The organism is Phyllobacterium sp. 628 (assembly GCF_014189505.1).
GTDB lineage: Bacteria > Pseudomonadota > Alphaproteobacteria > Rhizobiales > Rhizobiaceae > Phyllobacterium.
In genome coordinates, this window is sequence record NZ_CP050301.1 from 872,145 (window position 1) to 892,095 (window position 19,951).

Below are 19,951 nucleotides of genomic sequence, written 5' to 3' on the forward strand. Positions count from 1 at the left end.
ATCACACCGGGCGTAAATTTGATGGTTTGCTTACAAGCTTTTTTAGTAGCCGCAATGGGCGGGATAGCCGCCAGGAACTGGATGCGTAGATCGCCGATATTGCAGCCTCTTTGATGCGAATTTGTTCCTTCAGCGCATTTATTTCGTTCGGGCAGCCATCAATGCTCTGCCTGATCCGCTGCCATTTCGCGCTGTTAAGCTGCGCAGTCAGACTGGCTTCGCGAAACTCCAGCCGCTTGATATCCCACGTCCTGATGCGCATCTGTTCCTGCAGATCTCGCAACTCACCTAAAAGTTTCTCCCAATTTCGATCATAATCGGTAAGATCGCCGTAACGCGGCGTGGCCAAAAGAGCCTCTGCAAGCGTTTGCAGGCTATTGACCGGAATGACTTCGACCGTATCTGTAGACGCTGCGACCAGACGAAGCTTCTCTTCCGGAACGATCAAAAGACCAGTTTCTTTGGCAACGCCAAAAATATTATCTGTGCTCTTTGTAAAGTTTTCGGGATTGTAAGCGGCTGTCCTTACAAGGAAAATTTTATAGCGGCTCCAATCGAGCGCGCGCATAATTTCGGCACCTTCGTCGATCGAATTGCATTCCAGATAAATGACGGGTCTGGTTCGCCCAAGCGTAAGCTTCATGCCAGTCAGCACAGCCGCATCCATGCCCTCCGCGTCGATTTTTATAAAATGCAGCCGGGACAGAGCCAAATCATCAATCGCGACAATTGGTACCCGCTCGTTATTTTGATCTTTCCGCTCCTGCAAGGAAACAGAGCCAAAATTAGCGTGTTCTTTATAGTCAAGGCAGGGAGCGAACATTTCACCGGCCGCTTCGCCCGCACCGGCGTGACGGATGGTGACGTTGTGACATCCCAGCAGTTGAATATTGTGATCGAGGATTGCCGCAATGCTACTTTGCGGTTCGAAAGCAATCACTTCTCCGTTGGGGCCTGTCTTTTGGGAAAATGCTATTGCATGCGAGCCGACATTGGCGCCCACATCGATAACGATATCCCCATCCATAATAAAATTAAGCAGGAATTCAATCTCGGCTTCTGCCCATTCTCCATACTGTACGATTGACCTGCTAATAGGGTCATCCTGAGGCAAAACATGCATCGTTCCACGCCGTGTATGAGCCGGCAAAGTATGTCGTATGATGTCGATTTCCGGTAATTCTTGTTCCAGCATAAAAGTTCGTGCCAATTCGATGTTCCGCCGGCGCAGGCGCGTTCGAGTATGAACGAATTTACCCTCTCCACCCGCGTGGGAATTTGGAAAGAGTATGCCGAAACGATGCGGTAGGGCACAATTGAGCTTTAGTTGAAGACCCTGAACTAAACCCTCTCCAGCACAGGCCCGGATTTTTCCTGAGCCATGAATGGCTCGATGGCGATGCGTTTGCTGTTTTTCACCGTGACGAAACTGTTGGGTGGCACTGGCATCCAGTTTTCCGCTTCACCGTCCAGCGGTTCGGAGACAACGCAAAGGCCGGAGCTGGGTGAAAGCGTGGCCGTGTAGAGCGTCGGGGCGAAGCGGTCCGTGGCATAGCGCACGGCGTAAAGCTGTGTGCCGTCGGAGAAAGCCGCCGTCAGGCGGATAAAGGCGGGCACATTGGCGCGTTCAGCTTCTGCCGTGATAACGTTGACGGTCTCCACCAGCGACTGCGCCGGGTCTGTGTCGAGCCCATGCTGCAGCATCAGGAGGAAGATCAGTTCGGAATCCGTCGAGCCCAGCTTTTGCGTATAAAGCGTATCGTCAAGCCGCGCTTCCAGACCGCGCCGCAGCCGGTCGAAATGACCGATCTGACCATTGTGCATGAAGCTCCATTTGCCTGAAACAAATGGGTGGCAATTGGTCCGGCTGGTTGAACCGCCGGTCGAGGCGCGCACATGTGCCAGAAACAGATGCGAGCGAATCTGTCGGGACAGGCTTTTCAGATTCTGGTCGGACCATGCGGGCAGGATGTCGCGGTAAAGGCCAGGTTCGGGCCGCTCGCCATACCAGGCAACGCCGAAACCGTCGCCATTTGTGCGGGTCTTGGCCTCATGCGCGTCGTGGCTCTGGGCAATCAGCGAATGGCACGGCGAGGCAATCACATCTTCAAGATAAAGCTGAGGTCCGAGATAGGCTGCCCAACGACACATGATTCACCCGATTCACTCTTCGTAGTGCTGACAATAGCGCGTCATGCGGCGCTTGGGAATCGTCAGGCGGAATTCACCCGTAGAAACAGATTGTGTGTAAACAATGGTGTTGAAAAATCTTGTGAGTTGACCAATCCGGCCGACTGGTGAAAAAGGTGATCTCATGTCTCAATCATCCGATTCCGCACGTCACGTGCATCCCGCTCTCGGTCTTGTCCGTTTGCCGCATGGGCAGGACCTTGATTTGCCCGCCTATGAAACAACCGGTTCAGCCGGAATGGACCTCCGCGCCGCTGTGCCGGAAGATCGTCCGCTGCTGCTTTTGCCCGGCCGCCGGGCACTGGTTCCCACCGGTCTGGTCTTCGAAATTCCGCAAGGATACGAAGCGCAGGTCAGGCCCCGTTCCGGCCTTGCGCTCAAGAACGGGATTACCTGCCTTAACACGCCGGGAACCATTGATTCCGACTACCGGGGTGAGGTAAAAGTGATCCTGATCAATCTTGGAGATGATGACTTTTACGTCGAGCGTGGCATGCGCATTGCGCAGGTTGTGCTGGCGCCGGTCGTCCAGCTTGAGATTGAAGAACGGCAGCATGCCAGCGAAACGGCACGCGGTGCCGGAGGGTTCGGGTCAACGGGCACGTCGTAATCGCAGGAGGACAGCATGGACAAGGGCAAGGTTTTCCGTCAGCTGCATCAGGGACCGGAAATTCTGCTGATGCCCAATCCATGGGATCCCGGTACGACAAAGTTCCTTGCCTCGTTTGGCTTCAAGGCCATGGCGACGAGCAGCGCCGGATTTGCTTTTTCACGCGGCCTGCCCGATGGCGGCATTACTTTCGATGTGATGATGCAGCATTGCCGCGATCTGGTGGCAGCATCGGACTTGCCCATTTCGGGCGATTTGGAAAAAGGCAAGGGCGACAGCGCCGACAGCGCCGGTGAAACTATCTTTGCTGCCGAAGCCGCCGGACTTGCCGGATGCTCCATCGAGGATTTTTCCGGCGATCCTGACAAGCCGATCTATGATTTCTCCCATGCGGTCGAACGCGTTGCCGCTGCCGCCGAGGCTGCACGGGCGCTGAAGAATGATTTTGTTCTGACCGCCCGCACGGAGAACTTCCTGCATGGCGTGACCGATTTCGATGACACCATCAAGCGTCTGCAGGCCTTTGAGAAGGCCGGTGCCGATGTGCTGTTCGCTCCCGGAATTTCCGATCTGGACCGTATCCGCACCATCTGCGCCTCGGTGTCGAAGCCCGTAAGCGTGCTTGCACCATCGGGTCTCAGCGTCAGCGAGCTGGCCTCGGTGGGCGTGCGGCGTGTCTCGCTCGGACCGCGCCTCACCACAGCAGCATTCACCGCGATCCACGATGCGGCCCGCGAGGTGCTGGACAAGGGAACATTCAATTTTACCAGGACAGGCGTGCCATTCGGCGACCTGCAAAAGCTCTTTTCGCAGGAAGCAGACAAGGAAAACTAAGCATGACCCGCCCCGAGCTGGTGATTTTCGACTGTGACGGGGTCCTGGTCGACACCGAAACCCTTGCCAATCAGCATCTCATCAAGATGCTCAATGCTTCCGGCTATCCCATCACGTTCGATGAGGCGCGCAAGAACCTCTGCGGCATGCCGATGCGCGCCGTGAAGGAAAAGGTCGAGGCGGAAGGCTATTCCCTTGGCGAGGATTTCGTTGAGCGCTGGTATCAGGCAATTCCGATCATTTTCGAGAACGGCGTCGAGGCCATCCCGCATATTGAAGACGTCATCGGTGCAGTGAAGCAATCCGGACTGTCCTATTGCGTGGCGTCTTCTGCCCATGTGGAAAAGATGCACCTGACATTGGGCAAGACCGGCTTGATCAGCCATTTCAAGGATGTGCTCTACAGCGCCTCCATGGTGCCGCGCGGCAAACCTTTTCCTGATCTCTTCCTGCATGCGGCCAAAGAGATGGGTTTTGAGCCCTCCCGCGCTGTGGTGATCGAGGACAGCGTTGCCGGAACCACGGCGGGCACAGCGGCAGGCATGCGGGTGTTTTCCTATTGCGGCGATGAACATGCTGATCATGCAGGCCTGACGGCAGCTGGCGGTATCCTGTTTGATGATATGCGCAAGCTGCCAGCGCTTCTGGGCATCGCCTGATGGCCCTGCCGCTCACTGTCATCGATATGCACACGGGAGGCGAGCCGCTGCGCATCATCACCGGCGGTTATCCCGATCTGCCAAAAGGCACGATCCTGGAAAAACGCGCCTATGTCCGTGATCATCTTGATCACTTGCGCAAGATATTGATGTTCGAACCGCGCGGCCATTTCGACATGTATGGCGCGCTGCTGGTGCAGCCGAATTTGCCCGGAGCTGATCTCGCTGTGCTGTTCATGCACAATGAGGGCTATTCGACCATGTGCGGCCACGCAATCATCGCGCTCGGCCGCTACGCCATCGATTACGGTCTGGTTGAGAAAGTAGAGCCGGTTACAACGGTTCATATCGAATGTCCCTGCGGCATGGTCGTGGCCTCGGTCGAGGTCAAAGATGGCAAATCCGCCAGTGTCTCGTTTGAAAGCGTCCCCGCCTTTTTGTTCGCTAAAGACCGGACCGTCAACCTGCCGCCCTATGGCGATGTAACGTTCGATGTGGCCTATGGCGGTGCTTATTATGCGCTGGCCCATTGCAGCCAGTTCGGCCTTGAGTTCGGCCGCGATCCCGCAGCCAAATTCAAAGAGGCGGCAACACTGCTTACCGAAGCGGTGAAAGAAGCCGTGCCGCTCGAACATCCCGATCATGAGGATCTTGCCTTTCTCTACGGTTCCATCCTGACGGATGGACTGGATAGTTGGTCGGAAGCGCCGACGAAAAATGTCTGTATTTTTGCCGATGCGCAGCTTGATCGTTCGCCCACAGGTTCAGGCGTGACAGCGCGGCTTGCTGCTATGCATGCCAAGGGCCAGATCCATGCGACCGAAGCCCGGATTTTTGAAAGCATTGTCGGCTCGCGCTTTGCCGGGGCGGTCGCTTCCGTGACCAAGGCCGGAACGTTCGATGCCATTACGGCGCGGGTCTCCGGCCATGCCTATTATAGCGGCAAAGCGGAATTCCTCGTTGAGGATGATGATCCGCTGGGACAGGGATTTCTGGTTCTCTAGGGGGAGGTTGAGCATGCTCGGACGAATTGCGGGTGCTTTGGGTTTTTCGCTTTTAATGGCAACCGCGCCGGTACATGCGGAGGACAAGAAACCGGTTGATCCGAGGATCATGAAGATTGCCGACGAACTGAGGATGGCCGTGTCAAGATGCTGGCTACCGCCAGCAGCGCCCAAAAGCCCACCATTAAGGGTTGCGGTGAAACTTCAGCTTGCAAAGGATGGCTCCATCATCGGTCAGCCACAAGTGACGACGCCCAAAAAAAGCAATGCCTACGATCTGTTGGCAAAAAGTACCGTCCAGGCGCTCGTTCGCTGCGCACCTTACAAGGTTGTCGCTGAGAACCCCGATCTTTATGAGGATTTGAAAGAAATCAATATGAACTTCGTGAGCCCGGACAACTGAAACGCTCCGTGAAATTGAACCGCGTCCAATCCGGATTGCCAGCGCCCGAAATCGGAGTATTCTCCGCCGCGCTGACTCCACATAGAGATCGATCATGACACTTGCCGGTTTTGTTGCCTATTCGGGCGCTCTTGCCATTGCCGCCGCCATTCCGGGGCCGGGTATCACAGCTTTGATCGCGCGCGCTTTGGGTTCGGGTTTTCGCTCGGCAGTGTTCATGTCGCTCGGCCTCGTTATCGGCGATCTGACATACCTCACCGCTGTTGTACTTGGCCTGTCGATGCTCGCTCAAACTTTCGGCACGGTGTTTCTCCTGATCAAATGGGCGGGTGTAGCTTATCTTGCCTATCTCGCATGGCGTTTCTGGAATGCCGGTATCACGGCTGAAAAGATCGAGGCGCGCAGTGGCGGCGGCGGTGTTTTTTCCGGCATTCTCTCCGGTCTTGCCGTAACGCTGGGCAATCCCAAAACCATGATTTTCTATATCGCGCTGACGCCGACATTGATCGATCTGCATACCATCACGCTTGGCGATTATGCGGTGCTGGCAGCGGTCACGGTGTTAACTCTTCTGGTTGTGCTGGTGCCCTATCTTATGCTGGCCGCCAAGGCGCGCTGGTTTCTGCAATCACCACGGGCATTGAAAAGATTGAACCGTACGGCCGCTGCTTTCATGGCCGGTGCGGCATTGGCCATTGCAGGCCGGACCTCCTGACCATAGAAATTTATTCTAACACTATACCCATATTGGTACATTTTTCCCAAGAATGTGCCATTTGCGCATGAGTTCGACTATGAATTTTCAAGCCTGCGCCATAAGATGTTTGTTAGTTCAATTGAGGGAGCACTTCCATGAGCACGAGTGACGCGCGCAAACTCGGTCGCGGCCGTATCTACAATTCCATTGTCGATACAATCGGCGATACGCCCATTGTTCGCCTTGATAAGCTGGCAAAGGATCAGGGCGTCGGCGCCAATCTGCTGGCCAAGCTCGAATTCTTCAATCCGATTGCCAGCGTGAAGGACCGCATTGGTGTTGCGCTGATCGAGGCTTTGGAAGCGCAGGGCAAAGCCACGCCCGGCAAGACCACGCTGGTCGAACCAACCTCGGGCAATACAGGCATTGCGCTCGCATTTGCTGCGGCATCCAAGGGCTATCGCCTCATCCTCACCATGCCGGAAACAATGTCGGTGGAGCGCCGCAAGATGCTCAAGCTGCTCGGTGCAGAACTGGTTCTGACCGAAGGCGCCAAGGGCATGAAGGGCGCTATTGCCAAGGCCAATGAACTCGTCGAAACAACACCGGATGCAGTCATCCCTGGCCAGTTCGACAATCCGGCCAATCCGGAAATTCACCGGAAGACTACGGCCGAAGAAATCTGGAACGATACGGACGGCAAAGTCGATATTTTCGTCTCCGGCATCGGCACCGGCGGCACCATTACCGGTGTCGGTCAGGTGCTCAAGCAGCGCAAACCGGATGTGCGGATCGTCGCGGTTGAGCCCAAGGACTCGCCTGTACTTTCCGGCGGCAATCCCGGCCCGCACAAGATTCAGGGCATCGGCGCCGGTTTTGCCCCGCAGGTGTTGGACACGCACATTTATGACGAGGTGATTCAGGTCTCCAATGACGATGCGTTCACCAATGCCCGTCTGGTGGCCAAGCTCGAAGGCGTGCCGGTTGGCATCTCCTCCGGCGCCGCACTTACCGCCGCCATCGAACTCGGCAAGCGCCCGGAGAACAAGGGCAAGAATATTGTCGTGATCATCCCGTCTTTCGCCGAGCGCTACCTGTCAACAGCCTTGTTTGACGGCCTCGACGCCTGATCGTTAACGTCTCGGAAAATCAGCCCCGTCTCGCGCCAAGCGCCGGATGGGGCTGTTTGTTTTCAAGCCCGAATATTCAATTGATACTTCGGCCGTCATCGAAGCATCGCCGTTGGCATGCTTCTAATATCCGGGTCAGTCCACACAAGGAATGGCCGATATGACTATCACCTGCATTATCAAATATGAGATCGATCCGTATCAGAAAGATGCGTTCGAAGACTATGCGCGCAACTGGAACGAGGCAATTCCGCGCTGTGGGGCTGATCTGATCGGCTACTACGCGCCACATGAGGGCTCGGCAACGCTGGCCTATGGTATTTACAACATTGACGATCTGGCTGCCTATGAGGCTTACCGCGCGAGACTCAGCGCCGATCCGCTGGGCCGGGCCAATTATGAGTTTTCCAGGGAACGCAAGTTTATCCGCCGTGAGGATCGGACATTCCTGCGCCGCGTCACGGGTAACAATGGGGGAGGACTGATCAAATGATTGCGGTGATCTTCGAGGTTGAGCCGGCCAGCGGCCATGATCACGAATATTTCGAGCGAGCGGCCAATTTGCGCCCGCTGCTGGAAAAGATGGACGGGTTCATTTCCGTCGAACGGTTCCGCAGTCTTGCCAACGAGAACCGCTATCTTTCCCTGTCATTCTGGCGTGATGAAGCGTCAGTTGCGGCTTGGCGCCAGACCGAGGAACATCGCGCTGCCCAAAGCGCAGGCCGCGCCGGGGTCTTTGCCGATTACCGGCTGCGGATTGCGGCTGTTATGCGTGACTATGGCCTGCGAGCCCGTGATGAGGCTCCGCTTGATGCGAGAAGTTACCATCATGCCTGACCGTGGTTGCGCTGTGCACAGGCAGGGCCGGGGCCGCGCATGTAATGGCGTTCCGGCCGGTAGGTCGGTACAATGAATTCGCGGACGACGCGAAGCGTGTCGCGCAGTTGAACGAGTATGGTCATATCTTCGATCCTGAATCTGCAATCGCCCGAAAAATCGGTTAGCGATCATTTGACTAAAATTTAACCTCTAAAGATGAACGCTTGCTGAATACGAATGGTAAAAACAAGATAAATTCATGGAAAATTAGCCTTAACCTATTGGGCAAGCGCTGTTTTTCCTGTTGAAAAGAAAAAATGAAACCCGGCGTTAACCACCGGTTTTCCCGCATTTTGATTCGGTGAACGGGGTCGCCGCGTGTATGGCCCGAAGCACGGCATCAAGAAGGATCGCGAAAAGCGCTAGGCTCTGCCAGACCGAATTTTCTTTGGTTGAATGCGTGCAAGATGTGCGGCCCGGATCAGTGTTTGCATGACCCTGTCCCGCGCGCGCCAGTTTGTCGGGTGCAGGGATAACATCCAAGCTGTAGAGAGGGTGCTCATCGCCCGGCCATGAAAACGGCTGCCGCGATCAGCATTCCGCCCGCGCCGCCTTCAATCATTCTGCGGCGCCTGTCACTGAGCGTGCTGCGGCTGCCGATGCGGCCGATGGCGAGGCTCAAAACCGTATAGACAGTGCCGCACCAGAAGATGAAGGCCGCAGACAGAATGGCCGCCTGTAAAGGCACACTGCCGCCCGGATGGATGAATTGCGGCAGAATGGCAAAATAGATCATCATGCCCTTGGGATTAAGGACAGCTGTCAGGAAACCGCGGCGCACCTGTGCCGTTATTGCAGTGCTGGCAAGGTTCAGCTTGTTCGCGCTCAGTGCCGAACCAATCAATTTGCAGGCGAGATAAACCAGATAGACGATACCGGTCCACCGCAGCGCTTCAAACAACACCGGTGAGGCAGCCACGAGGACAGCAATGCCCAGCGCCACAAGTGCCGAGTGGACAACATAGCCAAGACAGACGCCAGTCGTGGCACGTAAACCGGCGGCCGTTCCGCCTGATATGGCTTGCGATGTCACAAACAGCATGTCTGGACCCGGCGTGCAGATCAGCGGCAGGACAGTGGCGGTAAAAAGCAGCAGCGTGTGTGTTTCCATAACTGGCATTGTAAGGCACAGCGGCCGCCATCGGGTTGCAAACATACCAGTTTTCATGTGATTATTAGCATCTAAATAATACTTAACTACTAATCTTAGCAGGCAATACCAATGATATTGGATGAGATAGACAAGCGTATTCTTCGCGCGCTCCAGAAGGACGGGCGCATTCAGAATATAGAGCTTGCCCGGGAAGCAGGGTTATCGCCGTCGCCTTGCCTGCGCCGGGTGCGGCTGTTGGAGGAGGCCGGGATTATCGACCGCTATGTCGCCGTGCTGAACCCGGCGAAGGTCGACCTGTCGCTCTCCATGTTCGCGCGCGTATGGCTGATCGCGCAGGATGCCGAAACCATTGATCACTTTATTGAAGCGATGACACGGCTGCCCCAGGTCGTCGAATGTTACATCATGCTGGGTGAGAGCGATGCGCTGTTGCGGGTCGTGGTCGCCGATCTCGATGGCTACCGGCGCTTTCAGGCTGCGCACCTGACGCGCAAGAACGGCATACAGAACGTCAAGACCGACGTTCCGAGCCAGATTGTCAAGCAGACCTATGCGTTGCCGCTGGACTGATCCCGGCGTCAGGCATTGCCAATCAGAATACCGGTTGCCAGCACCAGCCCGCCGCCGAGCACCACCTGTATGGCGGCGCGGAAGAACGGTGTTTCCATATATTTGTGCTGGATATAGGCAATCGCCCAGAGCTCGACGAAAACCACCAGTGCGGCGATAGTCGTGGCCGTCCAGAAATCCGGGATTAGATAGGGCAGGGCATGACCAAGGCCGCCGAGCGCCGTCATGATACCATTGGCGAGACCACGCTTCAGCGGTGAACCACGCCCCGATAGCCTGCCATCGTCGTGTGCGGCTTCAGTGAATCCCATGGAAATACCAGCACCGAGCGATGCGGAAAGGCCGACGAGAAATGTCTGCCATGTATCCTGTGTGGCAAAGGCGGCGGCAAAGATCGGAGCAAGCGTTGAAACGGAACCGTCCATCAACCCGGCCAGCCCCGGCTGCACATAGGTCAGGAGAAACTGGCGCTTCTCCGTCTGTTTCTCGTCCTGCTGCACCGCGTCCGGCGTATGCTGTTCGCCCAGCCGGTGCGCCAGTGATTCATGCGTCTTTTCGGCAATGGCAAGATCGCCCAGCAATTTGCGGGTCGAGGCATCGCTGACCAGCTTCACCGCTTCCGTATAGAAACGGTAAGCCTGCTCCTCCATCTTCTCCGCCATCGCCCGTACCTTGTCGATGCCAAGGGGCCGCACCAGCCAGTCGGGCTTGCGCTCGAGATAACCCCGCACATGCTCGCGCCGGATCAGTGGAATGCGGTCGCCAAAGCGCTCGCGGTGCAGATCGATGAGCACTTGCCGATGCTGGTTCTCTTCCTCAGCCATATCCTCGAACACCTTGGCGCTTTGCGGAAAATCATCACGAAGTCCGTCCGCATAGGCGAGATAAATGCGCGCGTCATCCTCTTCCGATGAGATGGCAAGCGCTAGAATCTGCTGTTCCGATAAAGTGTTGAGGTCGTAGCGGCGAGGGCCGAAGAAGCGGCTGAGCATGGTCATATCCTAATTTAGAATAATTCTAAACTATAACTTTAAGGCAGGCTTTGCAAGAGGCGCTCCGGGGACAATGATGACAATGATTTGGATGGCGAAACTGCGCGCCGGTGGTATGAATTATTCCACGCCCACAGATATAGCCGAGGATCCGATGACCCTTCTCGCCGTTGAAAATTCCGACATTGTCGCTGCTGCCAAACGCCTTAACGGCGAGCTTTTTTCCACCCGTCTCATCGAATCCCCGGCGCTTAATGACAAATATGGCGGGCGAGTCCTGTTTAAGCCGGAATGTCTGCAGCGTACAGGATCGTTCAAGTTTCGTGGCGCCTATAACCGCATCAGCCAGATGACGGCGGATGAGCGCAAGCGTGGCATCGTCGCCTTTTCCTCCGGCAATCATGCGCAGGGTGTAGCAAGTTCCGCCCAGCTCTTCGGCATCAAGGCCGTCATCATCATGCCGTTCGATGCGCCGCAGTTGAAAATCGCCAATACGAAATCCTATGGTGCCGAGGTGGTGCTCTATGACCGCTATAAGGAGAGCCGCGAAGCGATCGCCTCTGTCTATATCAATGATCGCGGCATGATTCTGGTCCCGCCCTATGACGATCCGGCGATCATTGCCGGGCAGGGTACCATCGGGCTGGAACTGGTGGACGAGGCGGAGGAACGCGGTATCGAATTTGACGATGTTTATGTGCCGAGTGGCGGTGGCGGTTTGATCAGCGGCATTTCTGTTGCGGTCAAGGCGCGTTCGCCCAAGACGCGTATCTGGGGTGCGGAGCCGGAAAATTTCGATGATCTGCGCCGCTCGCTGATTGCTGGCACCCAGATTGCCAATGAACCGGGCCACCACTCGATCTGTGATGCGATCCTGACGCCGCAACCGGGCGATCTGACATTCCCGATCAACCGGCAGAATCTCGCCGGTGGTATTGCGGTTTCCGACAAGGCCGTGGCTGCGGCCATGCGTGATGCCGCAACATTTCTGAAGGTTGTTGTCGAGCCCGGTGGCTGTGTTGCGCTGGCGGCGATTGCCAATCGCCAGACTGACCTTGCTGGGAAAACCGTGGCTGTGGTGCTTTCGGGCGGTAATGTCGATCTTGCTATCTATAGCGGGCTGATTGCGGCTGCTTAATTGATGCTTAAAAGCAATCGCTCACGTGTCGGGTTCCTTATGAGATGGACCTGTATTGCAGAATATGGCTCCCACCCTCCCCCTCGTGGGGAGGGTCGCTGCATCGCAGCGGGGTGGGGCATCTGAGCGACTGGGTTTTTGAGCTCAAAAAGCCGGGATACTTCTACACCAATCTTATGAGGTATCCCCCACCCCGGACCTAAAGGTCCGACCCTCCCCACATCGGGGGAGGGTGGGAGCCAAATTCTGCGCCAGCTCTAACGTTGCCGTACTGTGAGTGAATGAGGTGGTTGCCAGGCTAACTTGCAGTGTTGAAGATTAGGATCCATGCGATCAAACACTCTTCCTCATTTTAAGCTTCCTGAGCTTGTCGAAGGGCGAACCACGCACAAAGTCTGCACAAGCAATCTTAAACCTTCGACCAATCACCGCAGATATGCGCCCTCATGTCATCAAACTGTTACGCTGACCTTTTAGCGATCGGATACGGTTCGAAGCCGCTCCCCCAGCCAGATAGCCAGAGGTCAGCCCCATGAACGAACACGCTCCCGAACAGCCATTCCGTACCAGCCTGCTCGAAGAAAATGACGGCCCGGGTCATAACCTGTCCGATAATGCCACCATGGGCGAGATCATCGCCGCGCGGTTTTCGCGCCGTGGTTTCCTGAAAGGCTCGCTCGCCATATCCGCCATTGCCGCAACTGTCAGCCCTATGGCGCTGATGCTGGCCGATGATGCCCGCGCCGAAAGCAAATCTGCTTTTGTCTTCGAGGAAGTCGAAGTGGGTATCGATGAAAAGCACCATGTCGCCGCCGGCTACGATGCCGATGTGCTGTTGCGCTGGGGCGATGCCCTGTTCCCGGATTCTCCTGCTTTCGATCCGAAGAACCAGACGCCGGAATCCCAGGCCAAGCAATTCGGCTATAACAATGACTATGTCGGCTACATCCCGCTTGACGGCTCGTCCGAACATGGCCTGCTTGTGGTCAATCACGAATACACCAATGAACATTTGATGTTCCCCGGCATCGTCAAGGTTGCCGACGGCAAGATCAGTGTTTCGCCTGCTGACAAGCAGCGCGTCGATATTGAAATGGCAGCCCATGGCGGCACCGTTGTCGAAATTAAGAAGACCGATGGCAAATGGGCGGTCATCAAGGACGGCAAGCTCAACCGCCGCATCACCGCCAACACGGAAATGCAGCTCTCCGGTCCCGTTGCCGGACATGACCGCGTCAAGACCAATGCCGACGCGTCAGGCAAGAAAGTCTTCGGCACCATCAACAATTGTTCGGGCGGCGTCACGCCGTGGGGCACTTACGTGTCGGGCGAAGAAAACGTTCACGGCTATTTCCTTGGCAAACTGCCCGAGGACAGCAAGGAAGCGGCCAATTACAAACGCATGGGCATTCCCGAAGGCGTTTATGAATGGGGCAAGTTCCACGATCGTTTTGACGTGTCGAAGGAACCCAATGAAGCCAACCGCTTTGGCTGGGTGGTCGAGATCGATGTGAATGATCCCAATTCCATACCGAAGAAGCGCACTGCGCTTGGCCGTTTCAAGCATGAAGGTGCCGACTCCATCGTCGCCAAGGATGGCCGCGTTGTTTTCTATCTCGGCGATGACGAACGTTTCGATTACGTCTACAAATTCGTTACCGCAGGCAAGTTCAACCCGGATAACCGCGCTGCCAATCTCGATCTTCTCGACGAGGGCACGCTGTATGTCGCCAAGTTCGATGTTGACGGCTCTCTAAACTGGCTGCCGGTTGTGTTTGGTCAGGGCCCGCTGACCGAAGCCAATGGCTTCCATTCGCAGGCCGACGTTCTGATCGAAACCCGCCGTGCTGGCGATCTGCTGGGTGCGACCAAGATGGACCGTCCGGAAGACATTGGCCCGAATGCTGTCAACGGCAAGGTCTATGTCATGCTGACCAACAACACCAAGCGCAAGGACGATCAGGTCGATGCGGTCAATCCGCGCGCCAAGAACGCCTTTGGTCACATCGTCGAGATCGCCGAGGAAGACGGCAATTTTGCTGCCACTAAGGGCAAGTGGGAAATCCTGTTGAAATGCGGTGATCCTACGGTGGCCGACGTCGGCGCTTCCTTCTCGACAGAGACGACCAAGAACGGCTGGTTCGGCATGCCGGACAATTGCGCGGTTGATGCCACCGGCCGCCTTTGGGTTGCCACGGATGGTAATTCGCCGAAGGACACCGGCCGCACCGATGGTATCTGGGCCATTGATACGGAAGGCGGCGCACGCGCCACGTCGAAACTGTTCTTCCGTGTCCCGGTTGGCGCTGAAATGTGCGGCCCGCTTGTCCTGCCTGATATGCAGACCATGATGGTTGCCGTACAGCATCCGGGCGATGGCGGTGAAGACTGGAAGCCGTTCGGCCGTCCATCCTACTACGAGGATCTGTCCACCCGCTGGCCGGACTTCAAGGATGATATGCCGGTGCGCCCGTCCGTGGTCGCCATCACCAAAAAGGGTGGCGGCAAGATCGCTGTTTGATATTTTCAATGAAAATCCCCCCTTGCAACGTCCTGTTGCGAGGGGGGGATTTCGTTTTTGCTACTACCAAAGCTGAATCGTATGCATCTTGAAAAATGTGATCAAAGGTAATACCTTCAAAAAATTAAGTATTACCGAGGTTGCAATGACGACAGTCACCACAAAGGGGCAGGTTACAATTCCCAAACCGGTTCGTGATCTCCTTGGAATTGTGCCGGGGAGCAGGGTAGATTTCCGTCGTGATGCCGACGGAAATGTTGTTCTCGTACCGGTCAAGAAAAAGTCGGCGGCAAGCATGTTCGAGAAGCTGCGCGGGCATGCTGGGAAGGGTTTGAGCACAGACGAGATTATGGCGCTGACGCGCGGCAAAATCTGACGTGACGCTGGTCGATACCAATATTCTGCTTGATATTGTCGCCAACGATTCACGTTGGGCTGATTGGTCCATTGCGCGTCTGGAAGAGGCCTTTCTGGATGGACCGCTTCTGATCAATGATATCGTCTATGCCGAGCTTTCAGTGAGATATGAGCGTATAGAGGATCTGGATCAGTTTATTGAGCAGGCGCAAATCGCGTTAGTACCCATGTCACGTTCGGCGCTTTTCCTGGCTGGCAAAGCGTTCAGCCAGTACCGCCAAAGTGGCGGTTCGCGTACCAATGTTCTGCCGGATTTCTTTATAGGCGCCCATGCGCTTGTCGAAAACATGCCACTTTTGACAAGGGACGCTGCGCGCTATCGCACCTACTTCAAATCATTGAACCTGATAGTACCAGATGAGGATATAAGTAAGTAAATACTTACGCAATAACCGGCTTCTCCCGGGGATGCGGATCCACATGCATCATTTCGCCAAAGGGTGAGGCGCCGAAACCCCAAGCCCATTTATAGCCCACGAGATCATCTTCCGGTGTGGTTTGCTGGTCATAATGCGAAAGCAGCTTTGCCCGTTCGGCGAGTTCTTCCGCTTCCTGCCGTAACAGGTCTGCAGTCTGCCGGCGCATGGGACGGGAAAAACTGATGAAGTTACCGTCATCCCGGCGATGCCCAATACACCAGCTGATGAAATTGCGGTTCATCATGATGAATGTCGCATGCAGCGGACCATCAAAATTCCATTGTACCGGCTGCTCGACAATCAGGCGAAAATTCAGACCACGGCCAAGTTCGATAAGCCCGAGCTTTTCCAAATCGCGCAGGTAAAGAAACATGCTGGCTTCGCTCAATCCATGAATGCGCATGATGCTTTCCGGCGAGAATTTTTCCAGCACCAGGATCAGCACAAAAAACAGCGATTGATTCTGCGCCAGTTTCCGCTGCACATCCAGCGTCACCTTGCTGCCTTGCTCGGGCGCGCGGTTCATCGATCCAATGAGATGTTCGATCTCAATCCCGGCCGCATTGCAGATATCGACCAGACGGCCAAATTTGCAGTCTTTCTCCTGAAAGATGCGTTTGATCGTCGGCTCGGACAATTTCATGCGCCGAGCCAGATCGCCATAGGTGACATTCTTGGCCTTCAAACCGCGCTTCAGGGTTTCAAACAGCAGCTTGTTCATCAAAATTGATCCTGGAAATGGCCAAAAGGTATCGTAAATCAATACTCAACATGAGCCATATTTCTCTTTTGGTCTAATAATCTAATGCTTTCTCCAGTTTGACAAGGAGAATTATCATGCACTTAGGATACAGGATCATATCGGCCTTTGCCGTTTTGACAGCAACGTTAGTTACCCCTGTGGCAGCAGGTCCTGCGAAAGAAGTCTGGAAAGTGTCAGGTTTCAAAAATCCCGAATCCGTTCTTTACGACAAAGCGCATCAGCGTCTGATTGTGAGCAACATCAATGGCGCGCCGGATGTTGCCGACGGCAATGGTTATCTCTCGCTGATTTCCCATGATGGACAGATCATCCAGATGGACTGGTCCAATGGGTTCGACGCACCCAAGGGTATGGCAATTGTCGGCAACCGGCTGTTCGTTTCGGATATAACCAAGTTGAGGATCGTTGATTTGGACACCGGCAAGATCGTCGAAACACTGGCACCGGAAAAGGCTTTCTTTCTCAACGATGTTACCGCTTCGGAAAGCGGCGAGGTGTTTGTTACGGATATGCTGGCGAACCGTATCTATCGCTATGCGGATGGCAAGATTGAGCTTTGGCTGGAAAGTTCTGATTTGAAGACGCCCAACGGTATCTTGGCCGAGGCGGGCAAGCTAGTTGTCGGCTCATGGGGCGAGGGGCTGCATCCAGATTTCAGTACGGATCATCCGGGTGGTCTGGTTTCTGTCGACACAACCACCAAGGTCGTCACGCCTTTCCCCAAAGCAACTGGCTTTGCCAATGTGGACGGGATCGTTTCCTTTTCGGGTTCTATCTACGTCACAGACTATTTGAAAGGTACACTCTATCGCATCCCTGAGGGCCAAGCGCCTAAAGCGGTTGCGCAGTTCAAACCCGGCAGTGCCGATATCGGTTCGGATGAAGACACGATCTATGTGCCGATGATGAATGAAGGTGAGTTGCGCGCCTTGAAGTTTAAGGAACTCGATTGACGAGTGAACACTTACCTACCCCGCACGGAGGCTTCCATGCGGGGTGGATTAATCATTCTGGCGGATTGCCGCCCGTTGCCGACACTATTGGCTCGATTGAGGGCGGCTGAATTGCCGAAGTCCCGCGTTGATCAGCGCGGGGACCCTGTGTGACATGCATCAAACATCATTGTGCTGCCGTCTGCATCGGCTTATCCCGGCCGAGATTTTGCAGCTCAATATCGGTAATCGCCACCTTGCCGCTCTCCTTGGGAAAGGAAAGTTTGAGCTCTTTGAGTTTGGTCATGTCGACGCCCTCGAATGCTTTAAGCGGGATGGCGACCATGTTCATGAGTATTTTCACCTGACCACTGGCATAAGGTGCGTCGGCGGGGTCATCGACCATTGGTAAATCCTGGTCTTTCGGCGTATCGCCGCCTTTCTTCACCCTTGGGCCGTTGTACAGCGCGTTGCTGAAATCACTGGCTGCGACGGTCGCGGTCTTGCCTGTACTATCAGTGAGAGTTACCATCACTTCCTGCCCCATCGGCCGTACCACCGCGATGCGAAAGGTCAGAGAATCGTAGCTCGCCGCAGATATGCTTACGAGATCCGTAGTGATTGTCGCATTTGGTTTCGACCAAACGAGTTCGGCGTGATCAGCAATTGAAAACAGACCATATCCCTCCCAATCGTGGTATTTAAAGTCCGGCAGCCGCTTAGGCAGGCAATTTCCGCCCACATTTGCGACAGATGGTGTGTCGCAACGCGCAATGTAATCGAACCCGACTAAAGTGATCGCCCCACCGAGTACGTTGCGTTTAAGGCTGTCGACCCATTCGAAACGTTGAATTGTCTTTTGGAGACTATCCGCTTTCTGCACGGTCAACTCCACCCGCTCGTCACAGGTCCCTTTCCCGCCAGGGCAGACTGCCTCAGGCAATTGCGCGTGACCATTCCACCAAGGTGCGAATTTCTGTTCACCACCGACGTGATAACGCATGAAGGAATTAATAATGAAAAGGCCGGTACGACGTTGGTCTTCCGCGGTTAGTCGGATACTGTCCTTTTGGTCAGGTCTTCTATAACAGTAAGCGGGTCCGGCGGCCTTCCCCCACCAGGCGTCCGCGAAATCATCTTTTGTCCAAATCGTATTATAGTCGTTGTGGTTCGCTCCGTTTACCATAATCTGGTAGCGTGGTGCTGTATCACCAGCGCGCCCGAAGCGGTTACGATCGTAGGTCGAAGCGCCGTGAAGATTGAACACATCCCCATCGCATGAGGGGAGTAGAGCGGCAAGCGGAACATTGCTCAGGCCCTGATTGCCGCCAGAATCCGTTGGCCCCACTAGAAAGGCGCCTTTGAACATATAGAAGGGGGCCGCGTTGCCATTGGCATTATTGGTACCTGACGCATAAAAAATATTGTATTTGATAATTGCGTCGCGGAATTTTTGGGGATCGAGACTGGCTGGTGTTGCCGGAACCGTAGCTGTGGCCTCCGTAGCCGGGATGGCTTTGACGGCCGGCGTGACTGCGGCGGCGAGTTCCGGATAAGCTGTTTGGAAGTTGCTGGGTTTGGCAAGCAAGGTTGCTTTCAACTCCTCTTCCCTGACGCCACTCCGGATCTCGTTGAAAAGAATTGTGTTCGCGACACCCTGGCCGCCTCGTGAATGTCCAATGATTCCGACGCGGGTGAAATCGAGCTTGCCCTTCAGGGGATCAAGTTTTCCAAGATTAGCCCCGAGATCGATCTGGCCAAAGCCGTCGATCTCGCGCATGCGATCCAGCGTGCCGAGGATCAGTTGCGCGCGCGATTGACTAGAGTCATCTCCTACGGTGTTGATCGCGTTGGCATCTATAGATAGAACCACATAGCCGTGTTCTGCCAGATCCTTCGCCAGATAGTCATAACCCTCATAGCTCGGATCAGTTTTATCGTGCTGTCCGTGCAGGAATATGATCACCGGATATTTGTCAGGGGAACTTGAGGTGCCAAGCGGCTTTTCGGGATAACGTATCCAACCCCGGACCGGCGTAATAAAAGTACTTGGTGAGGTAAATGCAGCCGCATCGTCGCTCCACTGCGCCACCAGATTGCCAAGATCATATTCAAGTGCTGGTGACGAGTGGTATGTTGCCCCGCCGGTCGTATCTGGTGCAATTTCCGTAAAGCGGGTCGCTTTCACAAGAGCGGGTGGAGGCACAATGATCTGGCTGTCCTTGTTTGGATCGACCAAGGAAATTGCTTCACCACCGCTGGTCACCGGCAGCGAATCCGTACCGGGGACTGGCGTTACGGTGCCGACAACCGGCTTCTGTTCCACTTGTGATTGATCGGTTGCGGCTACTTGCGAAGCGTCCGTTTCGAAAGTCCCGGATTGTTGTCCCGTATTTCCGTCACCATCGCAGCCCGCCAAAACGGCAAGCAGCGCACCAAATAGGCACGCGCGGCGTGTGCCCGGTTTGATCCATTGCATCATCCTGAAATACCCCTCGTTTGGCGATCGTTCTTCCAGGAGAAGACGCGCCTTGAAAACACACATAAATATGAATGTTTCTTGCCAGATGAACCTGCTAGGAGACAGGCGCGGCCGCAAGCTAACGGGGACAGTCCAGCAACGTCTGTGCCAGAATTGTGGGTATTAAACTAAGGTATTATCGAAGGCGTGGGTTGGTG

Annotated in this window: 22 protein-coding genes; 15 read left to right on the forward strand and 7 right to left on the reverse strand. The window is 55.2% G+C overall.

Annotated elements, in window-relative coordinates:
• Window position 1: 1 nt before the first annotated feature.
• Entirely contained in the window at window positions 2–1,195 is a 1,194-nt protein-coding gene (locus tag HB779_RS05860) for an FkbM family methyltransferase (protein ID WP_210302607.1), read from the reverse strand.
• A 146-nt stretch (window positions 1,196–1,341) separates the two neighbouring features.
• Window positions 1,342–2,151, reverse strand: coding sequence for a class II glutamine amidotransferase (locus HB779_RS05865; RefSeq protein WP_188344836.1), 810 nt, complete (start codon window positions 2,149–2,151; stop codon window positions 1,342–1,344).
• A gap of 163 nt (window positions 2,152–2,314) precedes the next feature.
• Between HB779_RS05865 and dut the strand changes: the two genes are divergently transcribed.
• The 9 genes from dut to HB779_RS05910 all read left to right on the forward strand — a co-directional run bounded on the left by dut (window position 2,315) and on the right by HB779_RS05910 (window position 8,364).
• The gene (gene dut / locus HB779_RS05870; RefSeq protein WP_188344837.1) at window positions 2,315–2,800 is read left to right on the forward strand and encodes a dUTP diphosphatase; all 486 of its coding nucleotides are present in this window, start codon (window positions 2,315–2,317) and stop codon (window positions 2,798–2,800) included.
• A gap of 15 nt (window positions 2,801–2,815) precedes the next feature.
• Complete coding sequence (locus tag HB779_RS05875) at window positions 2,816–3,634, forward strand: isocitrate lyase/phosphoenolpyruvate mutase family protein (protein WP_188344838.1); 819 nt, start codon at window positions 2,816–2,818, stop codon at window positions 3,632–3,634.
• Window positions 3,635–3,636: 2 nt separating this feature from the next.
• Complete coding sequence (locus tag HB779_RS05880) at window positions 3,637–4,293, forward strand: HAD family phosphatase (RefSeq protein ID WP_188344839.1); 657 nt, start codon at window positions 3,637–3,639, stop codon at window positions 4,291–4,293.
• Window positions 4,293–5,297: a proline racemase family protein gene (locus tag HB779_RS05885; protein WP_188344840.1), complete on the forward strand. Its 1,005-nt coding sequence runs from the start codon at window positions 4,293–4,295 to the stop codon at window positions 5,295–5,297. Before HB779_RS05880 ends, HB779_RS05885 begins: the two co-directional genes overlap by 1 nt.
• A gap of 13 nt (window positions 5,298–5,310) precedes the next feature.
• Complete coding sequence (locus tag HB779_RS05890) at window positions 5,311–5,700, forward strand: hypothetical protein (protein WP_188344841.1); 390 nt, start codon at window positions 5,311–5,313, stop codon at window positions 5,698–5,700.
• A 94-nt stretch (window positions 5,701–5,794) separates the two neighbouring features.
• On the forward strand, window positions 5,795–6,415 hold the full coding sequence (locus tag HB779_RS05895) for a LysE family translocator (RefSeq protein ID WP_188344842.1): 621 nt from the start codon (window positions 5,795–5,797) through the stop codon (window positions 6,413–6,415).
• Window positions 6,416–6,552: 137 nt separating this feature from the next.
• On the forward strand, window positions 6,553–7,527 hold the full coding sequence (gene cysK, locus HB779_RS05900) for a cysteine synthase A (RefSeq protein WP_188344843.1): 975 nt from the start codon (window positions 6,553–6,555) through the stop codon (window positions 7,525–7,527).
• Window positions 7,528–7,687: 160 nt separating this feature from the next.
• Window positions 7,688–8,020, forward strand: a complete 333-nt coding sequence (locus tag HB779_RS05905) for an NIPSNAP family protein (RefSeq protein ID WP_188344844.1) — start codon at window positions 7,688–7,690, stop codon at window positions 8,018–8,020.
• A complete protein-coding gene (locus HB779_RS05910) occupies window positions 8,017–8,364 on the forward strand; it encodes an antibiotic biosynthesis monooxygenase (RefSeq protein WP_188344845.1) in 348 nt (115 codons plus the stop codon). The genes HB779_RS05905 and HB779_RS05910 overlap by 4 nt, the downstream gene beginning before the upstream one ends.
• On the opposite strand, the gene HB779_RS25570 is transcribed toward HB779_RS05910, so the two are convergent.
• Window positions 8,355–8,489, reverse strand: a complete 135-nt coding sequence (locus tag HB779_RS25570; RefSeq protein ID WP_256440632.1) for a hypothetical protein — start codon at window positions 8,487–8,489, stop codon at window positions 8,355–8,357. The genes HB779_RS05910 and HB779_RS25570 overlap by 10 nt on opposite strands.
• Before the next feature lie 416 nt (window positions 8,490–8,905).
• Window positions 8,906–9,517 carry a LysE family translocator gene (locus tag HB779_RS05915; protein ID WP_188344846.1) on the reverse strand — a complete coding sequence of 204 codons (612 nt, stop codon included), beginning with the start codon at window positions 9,515–9,517 and terminating at the stop codon, window positions 8,906–8,908.
• A 111-nt stretch (window positions 9,518–9,628) separates the two neighbouring features.
• Between HB779_RS05915 and HB779_RS05920 the strand changes: the two genes are divergently transcribed.
• Window positions 9,629–10,090 carry an Lrp/AsnC family transcriptional regulator gene (locus HB779_RS05920; protein ID WP_188344847.1) on the forward strand — a complete coding sequence of 154 codons (462 nt, stop codon included), beginning with the start codon at window positions 9,629–9,631 and terminating at the stop codon, window positions 10,088–10,090.
• Between the two features lie 8 nt (window positions 10,091–10,098).
• On the opposite strand, the gene mbfA is transcribed toward HB779_RS05920, so the two are convergent.
• Complete coding sequence (gene mbfA, locus HB779_RS05925; RefSeq protein ID WP_188344848.1) at window positions 10,099–11,082, reverse strand: iron exporter MbfA; 984 nt, start codon at window positions 11,080–11,082, stop codon at window positions 10,099–10,101.
• Window positions 11,083–11,236: 154 nt separating this feature from the next.
• Between mbfA and HB779_RS05930 the strand changes: the two genes are divergently transcribed.
• The 4 genes from HB779_RS05930 (at window position 11,237) to HB779_RS05945 (ending at window position 15,535) form a co-directional block, all read left to right on the forward strand.
• Window positions 11,237–12,220 (forward strand): threonine/serine dehydratase, encoded by a 984-nt coding sequence (locus tag HB779_RS05930; protein ID WP_188345796.1) that lies wholly within the window; start codon window positions 11,237–11,239, stop codon window positions 12,218–12,220.
• Window positions 12,221–12,752: 532 nt separating this feature from the next.
• Entirely contained in the window at window positions 12,753–14,741 is a 1,989-nt protein-coding gene (locus HB779_RS05935) for a PhoX family phosphatase (protein ID WP_188344849.1), read from the forward strand.
• 145 nt (window positions 14,742–14,886) lie between these two features.
• Window positions 14,887–15,117 carry an AbrB/MazE/SpoVT family DNA-binding domain-containing protein gene (locus HB779_RS05940; RefSeq protein WP_188345797.1) on the forward strand — a complete coding sequence of 77 codons (231 nt, stop codon included), beginning with the start codon at window positions 14,887–14,889 and terminating at the stop codon, window positions 15,115–15,117.
• A gap of 1 nt (window position 15,118) precedes the next feature.
• Window positions 15,119–15,535 (forward strand): type II toxin-antitoxin system VapC family toxin, encoded by a 417-nt coding sequence (locus HB779_RS05945; protein ID WP_188344850.1) that lies wholly within the window; start codon window positions 15,119–15,121, stop codon window positions 15,533–15,535.
• 4 nt (window positions 15,536–15,539) lie between these two features.
• Here HB779_RS05945 and HB779_RS05950 read toward each other — a convergent pair whose 3' ends face one another.
• Complete coding sequence (locus HB779_RS05950) at window positions 15,540–16,298, reverse strand: helix-turn-helix transcriptional regulator (RefSeq protein ID WP_188344851.1); 759 nt, start codon at window positions 16,296–16,298, stop codon at window positions 15,540–15,542.
• A gap of 212 nt (window positions 16,299–16,510) precedes the next feature.
• Here HB779_RS05950 and HB779_RS05955 point away from each other — a divergent pair, with 212 nt between their 5' ends.
• On the forward strand, window positions 16,511–17,293 hold the full coding sequence (locus HB779_RS05955) for an ATP/GTP-binding protein (RefSeq protein WP_188344852.1): 783 nt from the start codon (window positions 16,511–16,513) through the stop codon (window positions 17,291–17,293).
• Between the two features lie 166 nt (window positions 17,294–17,459).
• Here the strand turns inward: HB779_RS05955 and HB779_RS05960 are convergent, their stop codons facing one another.
• Window positions 17,460–19,754, reverse strand: coding sequence for a hypothetical protein (locus tag HB779_RS05960; protein ID WP_188344853.1), 2,295 nt, complete (start codon window positions 19,752–19,754; stop codon window positions 17,460–17,462).
• Between the last annotated feature and the right edge of the window lie 197 nt (window positions 19,755–19,951).

Bases quoted from the DNA above. Each gene is read 5' to 3' on its own strand.
- HB779_RS05920 (WP_188344847.1), top strand. From the start codon at position 9,629: ATGATATTGGATGAGATAGACAAGCGTATTCTTCGCGCGCTCCAGAAG.
- HB779_RS05940 (WP_188345797.1), top strand. From the start codon at position 14,887: ATGACGACAGTCACCACAAAGGGGCAGGTTACAATTCCCAAACCGGTT.
- HB779_RS05905 (WP_188344844.1), top strand. From the start codon at position 7,688: ATGACTATCACCTGCATTATCAAATATGAGATCGATCCGTATCAGAAA.
- HB779_RS05895 (WP_188344842.1), top strand. From the start codon at position 5,795: ATGACACTTGCCGGTTTTGTTGCCTATTCGGGCGCTCTTGCCATTGCC.
- HB779_RS05960 (WP_188344853.1), bottom strand. From the start codon at position 19,754: ATGATGCAATGGATCAAACCGGGCACACGCCGCGCGTGCCTATTTGGT.
- HB779_RS05935 (WP_188344849.1), top strand. From the start codon at position 12,753: ATGAACGAACACGCTCCCGAACAGCCATTCCGTACCAGCCTGCTCGAA.
- HB779_RS05910 (WP_188344845.1), top strand. From the start codon at position 8,017: ATGATTGCGGTGATCTTCGAGGTTGAGCCGGCCAGCGGCCATGATCAC.
- mbfA (WP_188344848.1), bottom strand. From the start codon at position 11,082: ATGCTCAGCCGCTTCTTCGGCCCTCGCCGCTACGACCTCAACACTTTA.
- HB779_RS05915 (WP_188344846.1), bottom strand. From the start codon at position 9,517: ATGGAAACACACACGCTGCTGCTTTTTACCGCCACTGTCCTGCCGCTG.
- HB779_RS05865 (WP_188344836.1), bottom strand. From the start codon at position 2,151: ATGTGTCGTTGGGCAGCCTATCTCGGACCTCAGCTTTATCTTGAAGAT.
- HB779_RS05930 (WP_188345796.1), top strand. From the start codon at position 11,237: ATGACCCTTCTCGCCGTTGAAAATTCCGACATTGTCGCTGCTGCCAAA.
- dut (WP_188344837.1), top strand. From the start codon at position 2,315: ATGTCTCAATCATCCGATTCCGCACGTCACGTGCATCCCGCTCTCGGT.
- HB779_RS05950 (WP_188344851.1), bottom strand. From the start codon at position 16,298: ATGAACAAGCTGCTGTTTGAAACCCTGAAGCGCGGTTTGAAGGCCAAG.
- HB779_RS05860 (WP_210302607.1), bottom strand. From the start codon at position 1,195: ATGCTGGAACAAGAATTACCGGAAATCGACATCATACGACATACTTTG.
- HB779_RS05875 (WP_188344838.1), top strand. From the start codon at position 2,816: ATGGACAAGGGCAAGGTTTTCCGTCAGCTGCATCAGGGACCGGAAATT.
- HB779_RS05880 (WP_188344839.1), top strand. From the start codon at position 3,637: ATGACCCGCCCCGAGCTGGTGATTTTCGACTGTGACGGGGTCCTGGTC.
- cysK (WP_188344843.1), top strand. From the start codon at position 6,553: ATGAGCACGAGTGACGCGCGCAAACTCGGTCGCGGCCGTATCTACAAT.
- HB779_RS25570 (WP_256440632.1), bottom strand. From the start codon at position 8,489: ATGACCATACTCGTTCAACTGCGCGACACGCTTCGCGTCGTCCGCGAA.
- HB779_RS05885 (WP_188344840.1), top strand. From the start codon at position 4,293: ATGGCCCTGCCGCTCACTGTCATCGATATGCACACGGGAGGCGAGCCG.
- HB779_RS05890 (WP_188344841.1), top strand. From the start codon at position 5,311: ATGCTCGGACGAATTGCGGGTGCTTTGGGTTTTTCGCTTTTAATGGCA.